Source organism: Aestuariibacter salexigens DSM 15300, assembly GCF_000429145.1.
In the GTDB taxonomy this organism is placed as follows: domain Bacteria; phylum Pseudomonadota; class Gammaproteobacteria; order Enterobacterales; family Alteromonadaceae; genus Aestuariibacter; species Aestuariibacter salexigens.
Window position 1 is genome coordinate 195,143 of the sequence record NZ_AUBH01000004.1, and the last position, 14,764, is coordinate 209,906.

A 14,764-nucleotide genomic window follows, 5' to 3' on the forward strand; every position below is an offset into this window, starting at 1 on the left:
ATGTACGATCCGTTAAAGGACAAAGTCCCTATTGCTTCCGCAACCGGCAGTTACTGGCAACACACCTGCCCCGCCTGGCCCTCTTCACCTATGAGCTGCTCTCAGGATGTTGATGTCGCGATTATTGGGGCAGGATATACCGGGTTATCTGCCGCGCTGCATCTGGCCAGACACTCTGATGCAAAGGTTATGGTATTGGACGCCGTCTCTCCGGGTTGGGGATGCGCAGGCAGAAATGCAGGGTTCGCGTTAGCCGGTAGTGGGCGTCTCAGTCTTGCACAAATGCAGAAGCGCTGGGGCAGCAAAGTGGCAAATGGCGTGCAGCGCGAATACGACCGGGCGCTAACGAGTCTTTACGACCTAATCGACGAATATCAGATCGACTGTGACCTGACCCGCGGAGGCTACTTACGTATCGCGCATTCCCCCACACAGGCACAGGCACTGCGCTCTCTTGCCCAGCACAATAAAATGTTTATAGATGCTGATACGCTGAAAAGCCAATACATACGTGCTCCATTTGCCCACGGTGGTCTGTTCCAGCCGGCAAGTCAGGGACTCAATCCGCTTAAGTTATGTCATGGCCTGGCACATGCTGCGCAATCTGCAGGTGTCAATATTTGCACTGAGACGCCGGTTATTGACTGGCATTCAGCAAGGGATAGGCACACTCTGACAACGCCTCATGGTAAAGTGAAAGCCAGCAAAGTCATTATCGCCAGCAATGCCTATAGCGGTAAAAACCTGCACGCAGAAATCCAACATCGCCAGTTTCCGGTGCTGTCCAGTATTATCGTGACAGCACCGTTAAACAATGAGCAGAAACAAGCCATTGCCGTTCGCGAGGGGCTACTGGTGATGGATACCCGGCCAATGAAGTACTACTACCGGATGCTGCCTGATGGACGGTTATTATTTGGTGGACGGGGTGCAGTGACAGGGGCCTTAGCAGAGGATCAGCGCTACAAAGATTCATTGACCCACGCACTACACCAGACCTTACCAGGACTCGGCCACATTGACGTTAATTACTTCTGGAGTGGCTGGGTCAGTATTGCGCTGGACGACCACCCTCGCCTGTGGAAGAACGAGCAAAGTCAGACCTATGTGTCAATGGGATACTGCGGATCTGGCGTAAGTTACGCCTGTTATGCAGGTCAACAGCTTGGCCGCTGGATAATGGATGATAACGCGCTGCCAGCCTTGCCTATCTATGCGCAGCCGCTGCCGCGCTTCCCTCTGCCATGGGCGCGGCGACCGGCATTATCATTGTTTTATAACTGGTTGGCGTTAAAGCAGAAACTGACCGGCTAGTTGAGCGTGATGCGCGCAAACTTGCGTTTACCTACCTGATAAACCGCAGTGCCCGACTCGGTGATCTGATGTTTGGTATCAGCGACTTTTTCACCGTCAATTTTGACTGCATTTTGCTTAATCATACGCATTGCTTCAGAGGTAGACGCCACCAGTTCCGCTTCTTTTAATAGCGCGGGCAGCCCCCAACCTTCACCCAGCGTGAAGCTGTACTCCGGCATATCATCCGGAATCGCGTTTTTCTGGAAACGCTGAATAAAATCCTGATGGGCTTTCTCTGCATCTTCTTGCGAATGGAAACGCTCAATAATTTCTTTCGCCAGCGCAATCTTCACATCTCTCGGGTTGGCACCCTTTTGCACCTCAGATTTCAATGTGGCGATCTCATCCAGCGGTCTGAAGCTAAGCAGGTCATAGTAGCGCCACATCAATTCATCGGAGATCGACATGATTTTGCCAAACATGTCATTCGGTGCATCCGTAATACCAATGTAGTTATTCAGTGACTTGGACATCTTCTGCACGCCGTCCAGCCCCTCTAACAGCGGCATCATCAGAACGACCTGTTGGGCCTGTCCTTCTTCTTTCTGCAACTCTCTGCCCATCAGCAGGTTAAAGCGCTGATCGGTGCCGCCAAGCTCAACATCGGCCTGCAATTCTACCGAGTCCCAGCCCTGAACCAGAGGGTAGAGAAACTCATGAATAGCAATTGGCTGTTCATTCGCGTAGCGCTTCTTAAAATCATCTCGCTCTAACATTCGCGCAACAGTCTGACGGGCTGCCAGTTTAATCAGTCCGTCCGCGCCCATGTTGTCCATCCATTCAGAATTAAAGCGGATGGTGGTTTTTTCAGGGTCCAGGATTTTGAAAATCTGTTGTTTGTAGGTTTCAGCGTTGGCATTGATCTGCTCACGGGACAAGGGCTTACGGGTGACGTTTTTGCCAGTAGGATCACCAATCAGACCGGTAAAGTCGCCGATCAGAAATATCACTTCGTGGCCTAGCTGCTGAAATGCTCTGAGCTTGTTGATCAGTACCGTATGGCCAAGATGTAGATCCGGCGCTGTGGGATCGAATCCGGCTTTGACTTTTAACCGCTTGCCGGCTTTCAGACGATCAATCAGTTCCTGCTCAACCAGAATATCCTCTGCACCGCGTTTTATCTCGGCTAACGCATCTTGCCAATCGCTCATATTCAGTCCCAAGGTGTATAAAGAACCCGGCATTTTACTTATCAGACCATAGCAAGCAAAGGGTTTGTCAGCCAAAATTATCCGAAATCACCAAAATCAAACATTTGCTTGTCGTTATCCTGCTCTGAACGAGGCCCTAAATGTCACTGGAAATACGCCACAAATCGTTATATTCTGCTGGATGAGCCGGAGTTGAGTTGTACAGAAACGTGGTTGCTAAAACATTAAAACAATTGCCTAAACCGCACAAATGGATGCTTAGTGCCGCCGCAGGGCTATTCCTGGTGAGTCTTTTGTTACCTTCAGATGACGCATCAGCATCTAAGCATACGTCAGCCGTTGAGTTACAGCCTAATACCCGCTATCCGTTAGATATCAAGCTGCAACACCTTGCTCCCACTACTGATGCACCTGTGGTTGATGACGAACCTGAGTGGCAGGTTTACACTGTGCGCAACGGTGACAGTCTGGCCAAAGTATTCAAACGCGCAGGTTTGTCTGCTAAAGAAACCCATGAGGTGAGCCGTGCAGGTGAACATGCCAAGCGACTTCTCAAAATCATGCCCGGCGACAAAATCCACATCGCACTAGACCAGCAAAAACAGTTTTCCGCTCTGATGTATCCGCTTTCCGCGCTTGAAACGTTAATCATAGATAAACAAGACACGGGCTATGTCAGCAATATCGAGCGCAAAGAGGTAGAACATCGCTATTCTTACGCGCAGGGTGAAATTCGGTCTAATTTCTGGAACGCAGCGGTAGAGGCAGGCCTGACCGATAATCAGATCATGAGCCTGGCGGCCATCTTTGGCTGGGATATCGACTTCGCCCTTGAGATCAGACAAGGCGACACCTTTAATGTTGTGTTTGAAGAGCAATATGCAGAAGGCGTATTCGTTGGCTACGGCAACATCGTTGCAGCAGAGTTTGTCAATCAGGGAGACGAGTATCGCGCTATTCGCTATACCGATGGCAACTACTACACGCCAGAAGGGCGTAGCATGCGTAAGAGCTTCTTGCGGGCGCCTGTAAACTTCTCTTACATCAGTTCAAACTTCACTACCAAGCGTTTCCATCCGGTCCAAAAGCGCTGGAAAGCGCACCGCGGCACTGACTACGCGGCAAACCGAGGCACACCTGTCATGGCGGCAGGTGACGGCAAAGTGATACGTTCATCCTATGACAGGTTCAATGGCCATCACGTGTTCATCCAACACGGCGAAAAATACCAGACCAAATATCTACACTTCACCAAGCGTATGGTAAAAGTTGGCGATACCGTCAAGCAGGGACAAGTTATAGGTACAGTTGGTTCGACCGGGCTTGCCTCTGGTCCGCACTTGCATTACGAATTTCTGGTCGATGGTGTGCATCGCAACCCACGCACTGTACAGCTCCCCAAAGCTGAACCTATCGATGCCAGTGAGCGTAGCGCATTTGAACTCCTGGCTGAGCGTCGACTACAGCAATTGAATACCAACAAACGCATTATGCTAGCGATGAACTAGCGCCGTTCTATGTATTATATCGGACTCATGTCAGGCACCAGCTTAGATGGCATCGACGTGGCATTAGCCCGATTCAGCGGTGACACAAGTGAGCTTGAAGACTATGTGAGTAAGCCATTCTCGCCGGCCTTGCGCAACACACTTCTGCAACTATGCGCTACATCAGATGATGAGATTGAGCAGATGGGGCGGGCTCAGGGACAGCTCGCTGCCGAGTATGCTGCCGTCATCCAACACCTGCTAGAAAAAAATCAGATTAATGCTCGTGAAGTAAAAGCGATTGGCTGTCATGGTCAAACTGTCCGCCATCGCCCCGACATTGACATGCCCTTTACATTACAATTGGTCGACGCAAGTCGTTTGGCAGTGCTGACCGGTATCGATGTTGTTAGTGACTTTCGCAGCAAGGATATGGCCTTAGGGGGCCAGGGAGCTCCCCTGGCACCCGGCTTTCATCATGCGTTTTTCGCCCGTCACGTTGCGCAGCAGGATGTCGTTATCGTTAATATAGGTGGCATTGCCAATCTGACAGTGTTGCCACATCGTTCCAATACCGACGTTCTTGGCTTTGACAGTGGTCCCGGCAACGGCTTAATGGACGCCTGGATGCAAAACTATTGTGCTCAGGATTATGATAAGGACGGTGTGTTTGCCGCATCCGGGCGTATCAATCAGATGCTGCTCGATGCCTGCCTACAGGATGATTATTTTGCTAAGCCCATGCCCAAGAGTACCGGCAGAGAATATTTCAATCTCGATTGGGTGCGTCATAGAATCGAGCGTCTGCAGACAACGCCTGAGCATCAGGACGTGTTAGCCACGCTGACAGAGCTGACGGCCGTAACCATTGCCGATGCAATAAAACACACGTCTGCTTCAAGTAAAGTATTTATATGTGGCGGCGGCGCATACAATACATATTTGATGCAACGGTTAAGTCAGCATCTCGACCAGCAGGTACAATCTACAGCCGAGTTGGGTTTATCTCCTGATGCAGTAGAGGCCATGGCCTTTGCATGGCTTGCCCATGCGCATATTGAAAGGCTAGCGGGGAACATACCGGCCGTTACCGGCGCATCTCGACAAGCAGTGCTGGGCTCACTGACACCCTGGCAATAATGGAATGGAGAAAGCGGTGAAACACCACACCAAAGCACTGGATAATACGGACTTAAATATTCTCGCTGAGCTTTATGCTGACGCCCGTGTATCGAACAAAGCGATTGCCGAAAAGGTGGGACTGGCGCCTTCTTCCTGCCTGGAGCGGGTAAAGCGCATGCAGCAAAACGGTGTGATCACTGGCAGCCGACTGTTGCTCGATTTCAACCAGCTAGGCGGGCATATTCAGGCGCTTATATCGGTTCGGGTGTCGGATCATAACCGCGAAACCGTCGATAAGTTCCAACAGGACCTGTTGCCGCTGACGGAAGTCGTCAGCGTCTTTCACCTTGGTGGGGAAAATGACTTTCTGGTGTACGTCGCAGTCAATGACTCGATTCACCTGCGAGATTTCGTATTCAATGCCATTACTGGCCGCCCCGAGGTGAACCACGTAGAAACTGCACTGGTGTATGATTTTCAGGTAAGTCCAACCTTGCCTGTTTTTAAGTCCTGACAAAGACATCTGATCAGATTTGAAAATTTAGCCTTTCTTCAACAGTGGACTATGCTCTGATGACGTTGCCGAATTAATCGGCGGTCGTTTATGAGCGGATGCCGTTCTTTGTCGTGTAAAGATTCCTAACTCATCACGTTGTTTTTTCTTTTCACACGGAACAGTCATCATGAAATATCTTTCCTCCATCGTTTTTTTGATTTTCTTTACCCCTTTATCGTTAGCTGACGTAACCAGTCTTTCGCAGCTTTGTTTTAATACATATGAACCGACGTTTGGTGTACCCAACTCAGAGCCTCTGGGCGTTTGCCAGTGGGATATGAGCCTTATCGGTGCAACTGAGTCAGATAGTTACCAGCGTGCGACAGGACAAGGTGTAAGGGTTGGCGTACTTGATAGCGGTATCGATATGACCCATCCAGATATTGCCCCCAATTTTGAAATGGCAGGCTCATGCTCATTTATCAATGACGATACGCCTACTGCCAACCCCAGTGAGATAGCCAACGGCGACTGCAGCAATAAAGCGGCAGTACAGGATTTTAATGGCCACGGCACCCACGTCGCATCAACCATTGGCGCACCATTAAATGGTATTGGTATAGCAGGTGTAGCGCCAGATGTGACGCTTGTGGCACTGAAGGTCTGCACCGAAGTCGGCTATTGTTTTGCTGATTCAGTGGCTGCAGCACTACGTTATGCCGGTGATATTCGGCTGGATGTGGTCAATTTAAGCCTGTTTGCTGACCCCTACCTGTACTACTGCAAATCAGAAAAAGAACAACGAGCCATCCTAAAAGAGCTGGAAAGCGCAGCCCGCTATGCTCAACAGCGAGGCGTGGTAATTGTTGCCTCTGCTGGTAACGGACAGTCAGATTTACAGCATCCGGGCGAAGACAATGTCAGCCCTGACTGGCCTCCGGGTAACTCTGAGACGCGTGACGTTGGCAATAACTGCCGTGTTGCACCTGCCGAGTTGCCGGGCGTTATTACCGTGTCTGCTACCGGACCGGTTGGCATTCCCGGCTATGATTTGCTGATTGCCGATTACTCTTCTGTGGGCATGTCCAGAATCGATGTCACCGCACCGGGTGGCGACTTCTTTCGGGCTACAAATCTGGTTCAAGACGGTATACTCGGCGCGTATTCAAGCACCAGTACATCTGGCACGTGGGAATACTACAAGTATTTGAGTGACATAAATATATATCCTGATCTCGCTTTAGAAGATGATGGCGCACGATACCTATATTTGAACGGTACATCGATGTCATCACCTCACGCGGCAGGTGTCGCCGCCTTAATCAAACAAATGCACCCTAAATGGAGCAGTGGCGCGGTAAAAGCGCACCTACAAAATAGTGCAACAGAGATGGCATGTCCTGAGAACTGGGAGCCCCTAGGTGAGGGTGATGAGCGCGAAAAATGCTATGGAAAGAATGGTCGCACATCATTTTTCGGTCACGGTATGGTCAATGCAGCCCAGGCAAGTCAATAACAAAGCACCAGCAAAGCTATCACATATGACGATAGCTTTGCTCACCGCATAACCTACTCGTCATTCATTGCATTTCATTGTGGCTAAAGACAAGATAGTAACTTCGTAAAACCAGACCTGACGAGTATGATGTTACGTTCTCTATTTTTTGTCTTCGTTTTTACCACGTTGCATGGCTGTGCTATCCAACCACAGGTTGAGGTTGATTATGACACCGCCTTTGCGTTCAATACTTTACAAAAGTATGCGTGGGCGCCAAAAGGTGATGAAGACGGCCAGTTTCTCAGTTTGTTCGGTCAACGAGTTGAACGGGCCATCACTGACAATTTGACAGCTGACGGTAAACAACATATCGACAGCGCAGAAGCAGCTGATTTTCTTATTGCGTATCACCTGAGTGTTGAAAAGCAGCTAAAAGTAGACAGTTACTACACTCACTGGGGATATCGACCGTTCTGGTGGGGGGCGACGTTTAGTGGCACACAGACACGGGTAAGAGAATATAAAACCGGTACACTGGTGATCGACCTCATTGATCCTCGCACCAATACAGTATTCTTTAGCGGTAGCGTTGAAAGCAAAGTGAAAAAGAACCTTTCGCCTCAAGAGCGGGAAGTAAGAATACGCGAGGCGGTGGGTACCATTCTGGCCAGATTGCCCAAATAAAAAACGGCAGCGTCAGGCTGCCGTCTCATTATCTTATCACCCAACTAGTCAAGTTTAGCGAGCAGCGATTGCATCGATGCTGTCTCGGCATAGTGCTGGCGACATACCTGTTCACTGACAGACAGATAAAGGTCATCAATCTTTTCAGCTGACATAAACTTATCACTAAAGCCGGGCACGCTAGGGTCAATATGAAGTTTGGCAGCGTAGATAAAGTGCGCGATAAGATCCTTCACATTATCGGTGCCCATCGCAATGCGCATAGTGGTCATGTAAATACCGGCTTTATGCTGCTCCTGCTCACTGAGTTCAGAATGCGAAGTCAGCGCCGGGCACAAAATGATGGTGTTATTCTGGCCGATGCTGACCTGATGGCTAAATGCGGGCTCCAGTGCATCAAAAAAGCGCACAAACGTATCGCGCTCCAGCTGTGCATCCTGCATATCTACCGTGAACAGTGCGCAAGGCCAACCGTGACGCATTTGCGACTCGCGGATGCCAGCATTGGGATGTTCAGGTAATGCATGACAGTTCACATTGAAGTCTGGATGGGATGCCAGGAAGCGGCTGAATACAGTGGTATTAATTACCTTATTCATCACCCGCATATCCAGCGTTTTCATGCCATTAAGCACATCGAAAGCCTTTTCAGAATCCAGGAAAGCGCCCTTGATGTAATACACATCCCAGAACATGGTGCGCGACCAGTCATAGCCGTTCACACAGTCTCCCTTAGACTGGAACATCCGATAGGCTTCACCAATCACCACACCCGCCGTCGTTGCGCCACTGCCACAGATATCCTTGGTATAGCTGTGAACCACATAATCAGGACGCTTTGCTTTATCTTTTCGTTGCAGCGGTTGATGCAAAACCGGCGTTGCCAGCGTGGCATCCAGCATCACCAAATGGTCATACGCATGAGCTTCTTTACAAATACCCGCCACATCCAAAACGTAGCCATGGGGGTTGCAGGGCGACTCTATATACACATGCAGCTGCTTGCCTGACGCCAGTCTGTCAGCGTACTGTTCTCGGGTTTGCTTCAGGAACGCACTGAACTCTTCGGTACTGTAGCCATCGAACCAGGCCAGTTGGATATCCATGCGGTTGCTGCGCGCAAAGTAATCATGCAATAGCTGGTAAACGCCGCCATAGATGTTGCGCGATACTACTAAGACATCGCCGTGTTGCAAGACATTGGACAACAGGCCGTCAATGGCTGCCATACCTGAATTGTAATTCCAGGCCAGGTAATCCTGTGCATAAGGACCGGCTTCCATATCCACAATGGCGTTAGCCAGAGAAATATTGGTTGGATTAAGCAGTCGAGAGTAAATTTGATGAGTCAGCTCTTTGCCCTGGAATGCATCATCCACCCATTCCGTACAGGCGTAAACGTAGGTCGCGGTGCGCACCACAACCGGTGTTGCCGAAAACAGTGCGGTAACATTATCAAACAACGGATAGTGTGGGCTTGATAATGACGAACCTGAATGTTTTGTCAGGCTCTGGTGCGTCGCACGGAAGGGGTTTTGTAATGTATCCAGAATTTTGGCGATCTGGAATGATAAAAACTTTTTGGCATTGAAATACGCCAGCTTATCCTGCTTACTTAATCCTGCTAGCGTATCAGTGGTGACCTGCCATAGTTGACTAACATCAGACTGTGCGTGATAAAAATGACATGCCGCGTCGTACAATGCTTTGCCATATGCCGACTCCACATCGATGCCAAAATGCGCTAACTGCTCTCTGGCCAATTCGTCAATTGACTGAGCCTTGGTAGAGTTGCGCTTAGGTGAAAGTAACCGGGCGTGTTGTAATGATTGTTGTTCTGAGGTCACTGCTGAAAGCCTTTAAATGCATAGGATAGATTTCGAATATAATTTGTTTTTAAAACATTTTAAACGAATTTTATTTTGAATATGCCGTTATTAAGGAAAGAATACTTTACTCCAGGAGATAAGGTTTTGAATAAGTTAAGCATTTTAAGCAAAGACGCACAGCACTATGCGACGCTGTTCAAAACAGCCAAATTTGCTGACCTTGAAATCAATGCTTATCAAACATTGCCCGAACATCAGTCCGTTGCTGACACTCAGATATTTTTCGGCAATCCACAGCTCATTGCTCGGGCGATAGATGAGGGAGCAAGACCCCGTTGGGTACAAAGCAGCTGGGCGGGCAATACGCCATTACTTAATTCATCCTGGCAAGGCTTCACTCTGACCGGTGTAAAAGGCGTATTTGGCAGTGCGATGTGTGAGTATGTGTTCACTTATCTTCTTTATTTCAGCCGCAATGTCGAAGGCTTCAGGCAGGCCCAACAGCAGCGTGACTGGTGCAAGCCGTCATACTCTGCTCTGAATGGCAAAACATTGGGTATCATGGGTGTCGGCGATATCGGCAGCGCAGTGGCCAGCATGGCGTTGCAATGGGGCATGCAGGTGATTGGCCTGAGCCGCTCCGGAAGGCCACACTCTGCCGTGTCGACAATGTATGCCAGCACCGACAAACTGGCATTCGCTGCCGAACTGGATTTTGTTGTATGCCTGTTGCCGGATACGCCCGATACTGAACATCTGATTGATGACAAATTTCTCCGCACTCTGCCATCGCACTGCGTGCTAATCAATGCTGGGAGAGGGTCCGTCATCGACGACGCGGCATTGGTAGGCTGTTTACAAGCCAGAAAAATAAAAGCGGCTGTGCTTGATGTTTTTCAGCATGAGCCCTTGCCTGCGAGTCATCCTTACTGGCTACTGGACAATGTGTATATCACCCAACACACGGCTGCGGAATCAACCCCTGAGATGATTGCGCCAATTTTCATCGACAATTATAGCCGCTACATTCAGGGTAAACCGCTGCAATATGTCATCGACTTTGCTAAAGGGTATTAATACAGGTCGGCATGTAAAAATCGCGCAAGCGCCAATATTAACGCCTGCTCATATGCACTCTGACGAGAAGCAAGACCATTGGTCATCAGGCCAATGGCACCACCTTTTTGTTTGATATTGGTTTGATTGAACAATCTATCCATCACATCACCCAACTCCTCACCATTAAGTAACGCCTGATAGATCTGCTCAGGCAGAGGTAGGCGTGCGCTGCATCCCACTGAACGCTGTTTACCGTCATCAATCGCAACGACAGCGAACGTGCAGGGACCGTCTTCAAACCTATCAACACCGCCCTCGATAGCAACGTAACTATCAGCCTGCGGATATTCTCTGCGACAGAATTCCAGGCGATTAATTGCTCCGGCTCTGGTTTCGGTCATATTCATGGGCTGATCAGGCACACCGCTTGGTGCATCAACACCCAAGCATTCAATCTTATGCTGCGGAAAGGCGTTTATGAAGCTATGCGCTGTGGCGTTAACCTTGACTGGATTTTTAGAGCCGACAATGATTTTCATACTATCCATTTTTTAACTAACTAACTGTAGTTCAGCAAACTGCTTATACAATGGGCTTTCATTTAAAAGCTGTGCGTGAGTACCCTGAGCGATAACCTTACCCTCATCCATCACGACGATGCTGTCTGCATTAACGACCGTAGAGAGACGATGCGCGATAATCAGCGTGGTTTTATCTTTCATAAGTTCATCCAGCGCCAGTTTCACCTCTCTTTCGCTGCGCGCATCGAGGGCACTGGTGGCCTCATCTAACAGCAAAATGGGACGTTTTGACAATATTGCACGGGCAATAGAGATCCTCTGCTTCTGTCCTCCCGACAAGCGCACGCCGCGCTCCCCCAGGTTTGTGTCGTATCCATCAGGCAACTTACCAATAAAGTCATCCGCATAGGCAGCCTTTGCCGCTTGTTTAATGTCTTCTTTACTGGCATCCGGACGACCATAGGCAATATTTTCCAGCACGCTGCTGGCAAAAATAACTGGCTCCTGCGAAACAAGCGCAAACTGCTGTCGTAACTGTTTAAGGGGCATGGTCTTGAGATCATGTTGGCCGAGAATAATGGCACCCTGCTGTATATCGTAAAAGCGCAGCAGCAACTGGAATAAGGTTGATTTACCTGCGCCACTGGGGCCAACGAGGGCAACACGTTGGCCTTGCGCGATATCAATATTGACATCTTGCAACACCGCTTTTTCGCCACTCCCCGGATAGGTAAAGGTGACGTTCTGCAAGGTCAGGCTATGCTGTGTGATATCAACCTGCTGTGATGACGTTGAGCTGATTTGGGTTGGCGTGTCGAGCAATTCCATCATCCGCTCACTGGCGCCAGCGGCTTTTTGTATTTCCCCCAACACCTCACTGATTGTGGCGACACTGCCACCGGCCATTACAGCGTAAAACATAAAGGCAGCCAACTCACCAGCGCTGATGCCACCGTCCAGTACGCTTCGCGCACCCAGCCATGCGACAACAACAATGGCACTGATACTGAAAGCCATCACTACGGCTATCAGCAACGCGCGATAACCGATACGCTGCTCTGCGGCTTCCATGACCTTGTCTACCAGGTTGGCAAAGGATTGCCTGCTAATCGTCTCCTGTGTATAGGCCTGCACGGTTTGAATTTCATGCAAGGATTCATCCACGTACGCCCCCATATTCGCAACCGTGTCCTGACTGAGGCGGGAATAGCGACGCACTCGCGGCCCGAGCACACGGATAGGGATCATGACTACAGGTACTGCCAACAGGACATACAATGTCAGCAGCGGGCTGGTGATGAGCATTAGCACAAGCGCACCAATGAAGCCGATAATCGACCGCAGTGCCATCGACATACCCATGCCAATGACCGTTTGCAGCACCGTCGTATCACTGGTAAAGCGAGAGATCACTTCACCGGTGCGGGTTTGACTGAAAAACGCCGGGGACAAACTCAATAGATGCGCATATACCTCATTGCGAATATCCGCACTTACCCTTTCGCCAAGCCAAAGCATGAGATAGAAGCGAAAGAACGCCGCTACGCTGCCCGCTACTGCAATAGCCAGTACCACCAGCATTACCTGATCCAGTCTGGCTGCGTTGTCGGCCATAAAGCCTTCATCCACCACCAGCTTTACGCCCTGCCCCATCACCAGCCAACTTGCAGCCGCTATAGACAGCGCTACCAGCGCAATGACGACACGAGCTTTGTATGGCAGTAAGTGCGCAAACAGCCAGCGCATCACCGAACTGGTAGAGTGTTTATTCATTTATATATTTCTGGGATGCGCTATTTATATTCTCTGACAATCTGATCCATAAAGCGCACACCCCACCCCTGCGAACCGGCGGGTGCGACGGGAATAGACGATGACAACCAGTCTACACCGGCAATATCAAGATGCACCCAGGGCAGCGATTCATCGACGAAGGTTCCTATCACAGCTGCGCCAATACTGGCGCCAGGATTACCCGCACCGGAGTTTTTAATATCCGCGATATCCGACTTTATTTGGGTAAAGTGATTTGGATGCAAAGGCAGTGGCCACACATGTTCACCACTGACATTACCAATTTCCATCATCTTCTCTGACAATGCCCAGTCTCTGGTAATAACAGCTGCGTACTCATCGCTCAGTGCGCGTGCCGCCGAGCCAGTCAGCGTCGCTATATTGACTAACATGCGAGGTGCATATTTATCCTGCGCGTAACGTACCGCGTCAGACAAAATCAGGCGCCCTTCAGCATCGGTAGAGATAATTTCAATCGTGGTGCCCTGCATGGTCGTGAGCACATCGCCGGGACGGATAGCATCCTGCGCAGGCATGTTTTCAGACAGCGGCATTAAGCCAACTACGTTTACGTTTTCACCACGCTTGGCGATGGCCAATAAGGTACCTGCAACCGCCGCCGCACCAGCCAGATCGGATTTCATCTGCCACATATTGTTGTTAGATTTAAGACTGATACCACCTGTATCAAAGGTAATGCCTTTACCCACCAGCGCAATGGGAGCCTGTTTCTTATCTGCTCCCTGATAGCTGATCACCAGTAAACGTGAGTCATGTACAGAGCCTTTACCCACCCCTAGTAGTGCGCCCATGTTGAGTTTTTGCATATCGCGCACGTCTAACACATCAATGTCGACGTTTCGCACATCATCAAACAGATCGACAACATGCTCTACAAAGGCTTGTGGATAAATCGACTTACCCGGCTCTGAGGCCATATCACGGGTCAGATAAACACCTTCCACAACATGACGAAGGTCATTGTTGTAAAGCGCTGAGGCCGACTCACTCTCTGCCCCATGAATGACAAGGCGACGTGGCTCAGTTTGTGACTCAGTCTTTTTATACTTATCAAAGTGATAGTCACGCAGGCTGGCGCCCATCGCAATGTATGCCTGTGGCAACTGCACGGAAGTTGGCAAGGAATCAGCAATCAGGCGTGGCTGACCAACAGCACCGGTCGGCAAAGCCGCTGCAGCGTATCCGCCGAGATCCTGTAACTGTGGCGCATTAAGTGGCTCTGTGCCTGTACCGATGACGGTAATGCGTGAGAACGGTGTCATTGCAAAGAAGACTTCTGTCGCACCTAAAGACGCACTAAATTCAGACTCTGTCAGCGCCTGGGCCAGTCGACCATCGGTAAGCTCATCTACCTGCTTCGCTGTCCCTTTCAATGTTTCAGCATCGTCTATGAAAAGGACTACGCTCTGTGCAGAGGTTTGCAGCGATGGCAAATCAACCTCTTCGAACGTGATTGAAGGCATGGCATACGCCAGTGATGTAGCAAAAACACTGGCCACTAAGATAAATTTTCTAAGCATGGCTTTGTCGTCTCTTATATTAATTTAAGCAACATAAACGCAGCCTTTTACGTGCTGTAACGAAGGCTGGATTAGCTTGAGTGTGAACAAGAGATTACCGGTTTATCGTAAATGTCTCAGTAATTTCGCGTATCTTTTTTGTAACCAACTCATACTGATTGTGTGCCTATCATAAAGTTTGACACGAACGAGAGCTGTATTTGCTGGTGTAGTGGTCGATGATTGA

Annotated in this window: 12 protein-coding genes; 7 read left to right on the plus strand and 5 right to left on the minus strand. The window is 49.7% G+C overall.

All coding sequences use genetic code 11. The features are described 5' to 3' along the window. Positions 1 to 1,314, plus strand: a complete 1,314-nt coding sequence (locus G441_RS0108245) for an NAD(P)/FAD-dependent oxidoreductase (protein ID WP_026375909.1) — start codon at positions 1 to 3, stop codon at positions 1,312 to 1,314. On the opposite strand, the gene tyrS is transcribed toward G441_RS0108245, so the two are convergent. Beyond that, positions 1,311 to 2,507: a tyrosine--tRNA ligase gene (gene tyrS, locus G441_RS0108250; protein ID WP_026375910.1), complete on the minus strand. Its 1,197-nt coding sequence runs from the start codon at positions 2,505 to 2,507 to the stop codon at positions 1,311 to 1,313. The two genes, G441_RS0108245 and tyrS, sit on opposite strands and share 4 nt — an antisense overlap. A 209-nt stretch (positions 2,508 to 2,716) precedes the next feature. Here tyrS and G441_RS0108255 point away from each other — a divergent pair, with 209 nt between their 5' ends. The 5 genes from G441_RS0108255 to G441_RS18275 all read left to right on the plus strand — a co-directional run bounded on the left by G441_RS0108255 (position 2,717) and on the right by G441_RS18275 (position 7,794). Continuing rightward, positions 2,717 to 4,015, plus strand: a complete 1,299-nt coding sequence (locus G441_RS0108255) for an OapA family protein (protein WP_026375911.1) — start codon at positions 2,717 to 2,719, stop codon at positions 4,013 to 4,015. A 9-nt stretch (positions 4,016 to 4,024) separates the two neighbouring features. Further along, positions 4,025 to 5,134 (plus strand): anhydro-N-acetylmuramic acid kinase, encoded by a 1,110-nt coding sequence (locus G441_RS0108260; protein WP_034474716.1) that lies wholly within the window; start codon positions 4,025 to 4,027, stop codon positions 5,132 to 5,134. A gap of 16 nt (positions 5,135 to 5,150) precedes the next feature. Beyond that, positions 5,151 to 5,630: an Lrp/AsnC family transcriptional regulator gene (locus tag G441_RS0108265; RefSeq protein WP_026375913.1), complete on the plus strand. Its 480-nt coding sequence runs from the start codon at positions 5,151 to 5,153 to the stop codon at positions 5,628 to 5,630. Positions 5,631 to 5,799: 169 nt separating this feature from the next. Continuing rightward, positions 5,800 to 7,128, plus strand: a complete 1,329-nt coding sequence (locus G441_RS18270) for a S8 family peptidase (RefSeq protein ID WP_051275435.1) — start codon at positions 5,800 to 5,802, stop codon at positions 7,126 to 7,128. Between the two features lie 126 nt (positions 7,129 to 7,254). Next, positions 7,255 to 7,794 carry a DUF4136 domain-containing protein gene (locus G441_RS18275; RefSeq protein WP_051275436.1) on the plus strand — a complete coding sequence of 180 codons (540 nt, stop codon included), beginning with the start codon at positions 7,255 to 7,257 and terminating at the stop codon, positions 7,792 to 7,794. A 44-nt stretch (positions 7,795 to 7,838) separates the two neighbouring features. Here the strand turns inward: G441_RS18275 and G441_RS0108280 are convergent, their stop codons facing one another. After that, the gene (locus G441_RS0108280) at positions 7,839 to 9,641 is read right to left on the minus strand and encodes a trans-sulfuration enzyme family protein (protein ID WP_026375914.1); all 1,803 of its coding nucleotides are present in this window, start codon (positions 9,639 to 9,641) and stop codon (positions 7,839 to 7,841) included. A 126-nt stretch (positions 9,642 to 9,767) separates the two neighbouring features. Between G441_RS0108280 and G441_RS0108285 the strand changes: the two genes are divergently transcribed. Continuing rightward, the gene (locus G441_RS0108285) at positions 9,768 to 10,700 is read left to right on the plus strand and encodes a D-2-hydroxyacid dehydrogenase (RefSeq protein ID WP_026375915.1); all 933 of its coding nucleotides are present in this window, start codon (positions 9,768 to 9,770) and stop codon (positions 10,698 to 10,700) included. On the opposite strand, the gene yjjX is transcribed toward G441_RS0108285, so the two are convergent. The 3 genes from yjjX to G441_RS0108300 are packed head-to-tail and all read right to left on the minus strand — an operon-like array spanning position 10,697 to position 14,538. Continuing rightward, positions 10,697 to 11,230: an inosine/xanthosine triphosphatase gene (gene yjjX / locus G441_RS0108290; protein WP_026375916.1), complete on the minus strand. Its 534-nt coding sequence runs from the start codon at positions 11,228 to 11,230 to the stop codon at positions 10,697 to 10,699. The two genes, G441_RS0108285 and yjjX, sit on opposite strands and share 4 nt — an antisense overlap. A 3-nt stretch (positions 11,231 to 11,233) precedes the next feature. Further along, positions 11,234 to 12,976: an ABC transporter transmembrane domain-containing protein gene (locus G441_RS0108295; protein WP_026375917.1), complete on the minus strand. Its 1,743-nt coding sequence runs from the start codon at positions 12,974 to 12,976 to the stop codon at positions 11,234 to 11,236. A gap of 20 nt (positions 12,977 to 12,996) precedes the next feature. Next, on the minus strand, positions 12,997 to 14,538 hold the full coding sequence (locus G441_RS0108300) for a leucyl aminopeptidase family protein (protein WP_026375918.1): 1,542 nt from the start codon (positions 14,536 to 14,538) through the stop codon (positions 12,997 to 12,999). Positions 14,539 to 14,764 lie beyond the last annotated feature (226 nt).

Coding starts and splice junctions, on each gene's coding strand:
- G441_RS0108245 (WP_026375909.1), top strand. CDS start 1: ATGTACGATCCGTTAAAGGACAAAGTCCCTATTGCTTCCGCAACCGGC.
- G441_RS18270 (WP_051275435.1), top strand. CDS start 5,800: ATGAAATATCTTTCCTCCATCGTTTTTTTGATTTTCTTTACCCCTTTA.
- yjjX (WP_026375916.1), bottom strand. CDS start 11,230: ATGGATAGTATGAAAATCATTGTCGGCTCTAAAAATCCAGTCAAGGTT.
- G441_RS0108260 (WP_034474716.1), top strand. CDS start 4,025: ATGTATTATATCGGACTCATGTCAGGCACCAGCTTAGATGGCATCGAC.
- G441_RS18275 (WP_051275436.1), top strand. CDS start 7,255: ATGATGTTACGTTCTCTATTTTTTGTCTTCGTTTTTACCACGTTGCAT.
- G441_RS0108300 (WP_026375918.1), bottom strand. CDS start 14,538: ATGCTTAGAAAATTTATCTTAGTGGCCAGTGTTTTTGCTACATCACTG.
- G441_RS0108295 (WP_026375917.1), bottom strand. CDS start 12,976: ATGAATAAACACTCTACCAGTTCGGTGATGCGCTGGCTGTTTGCGCAC.
- tyrS (WP_026375910.1), bottom strand. CDS start 2,507: ATGAGCGATTGGCAAGATGCGTTAGCCGAGATAAAACGCGGTGCAGAG.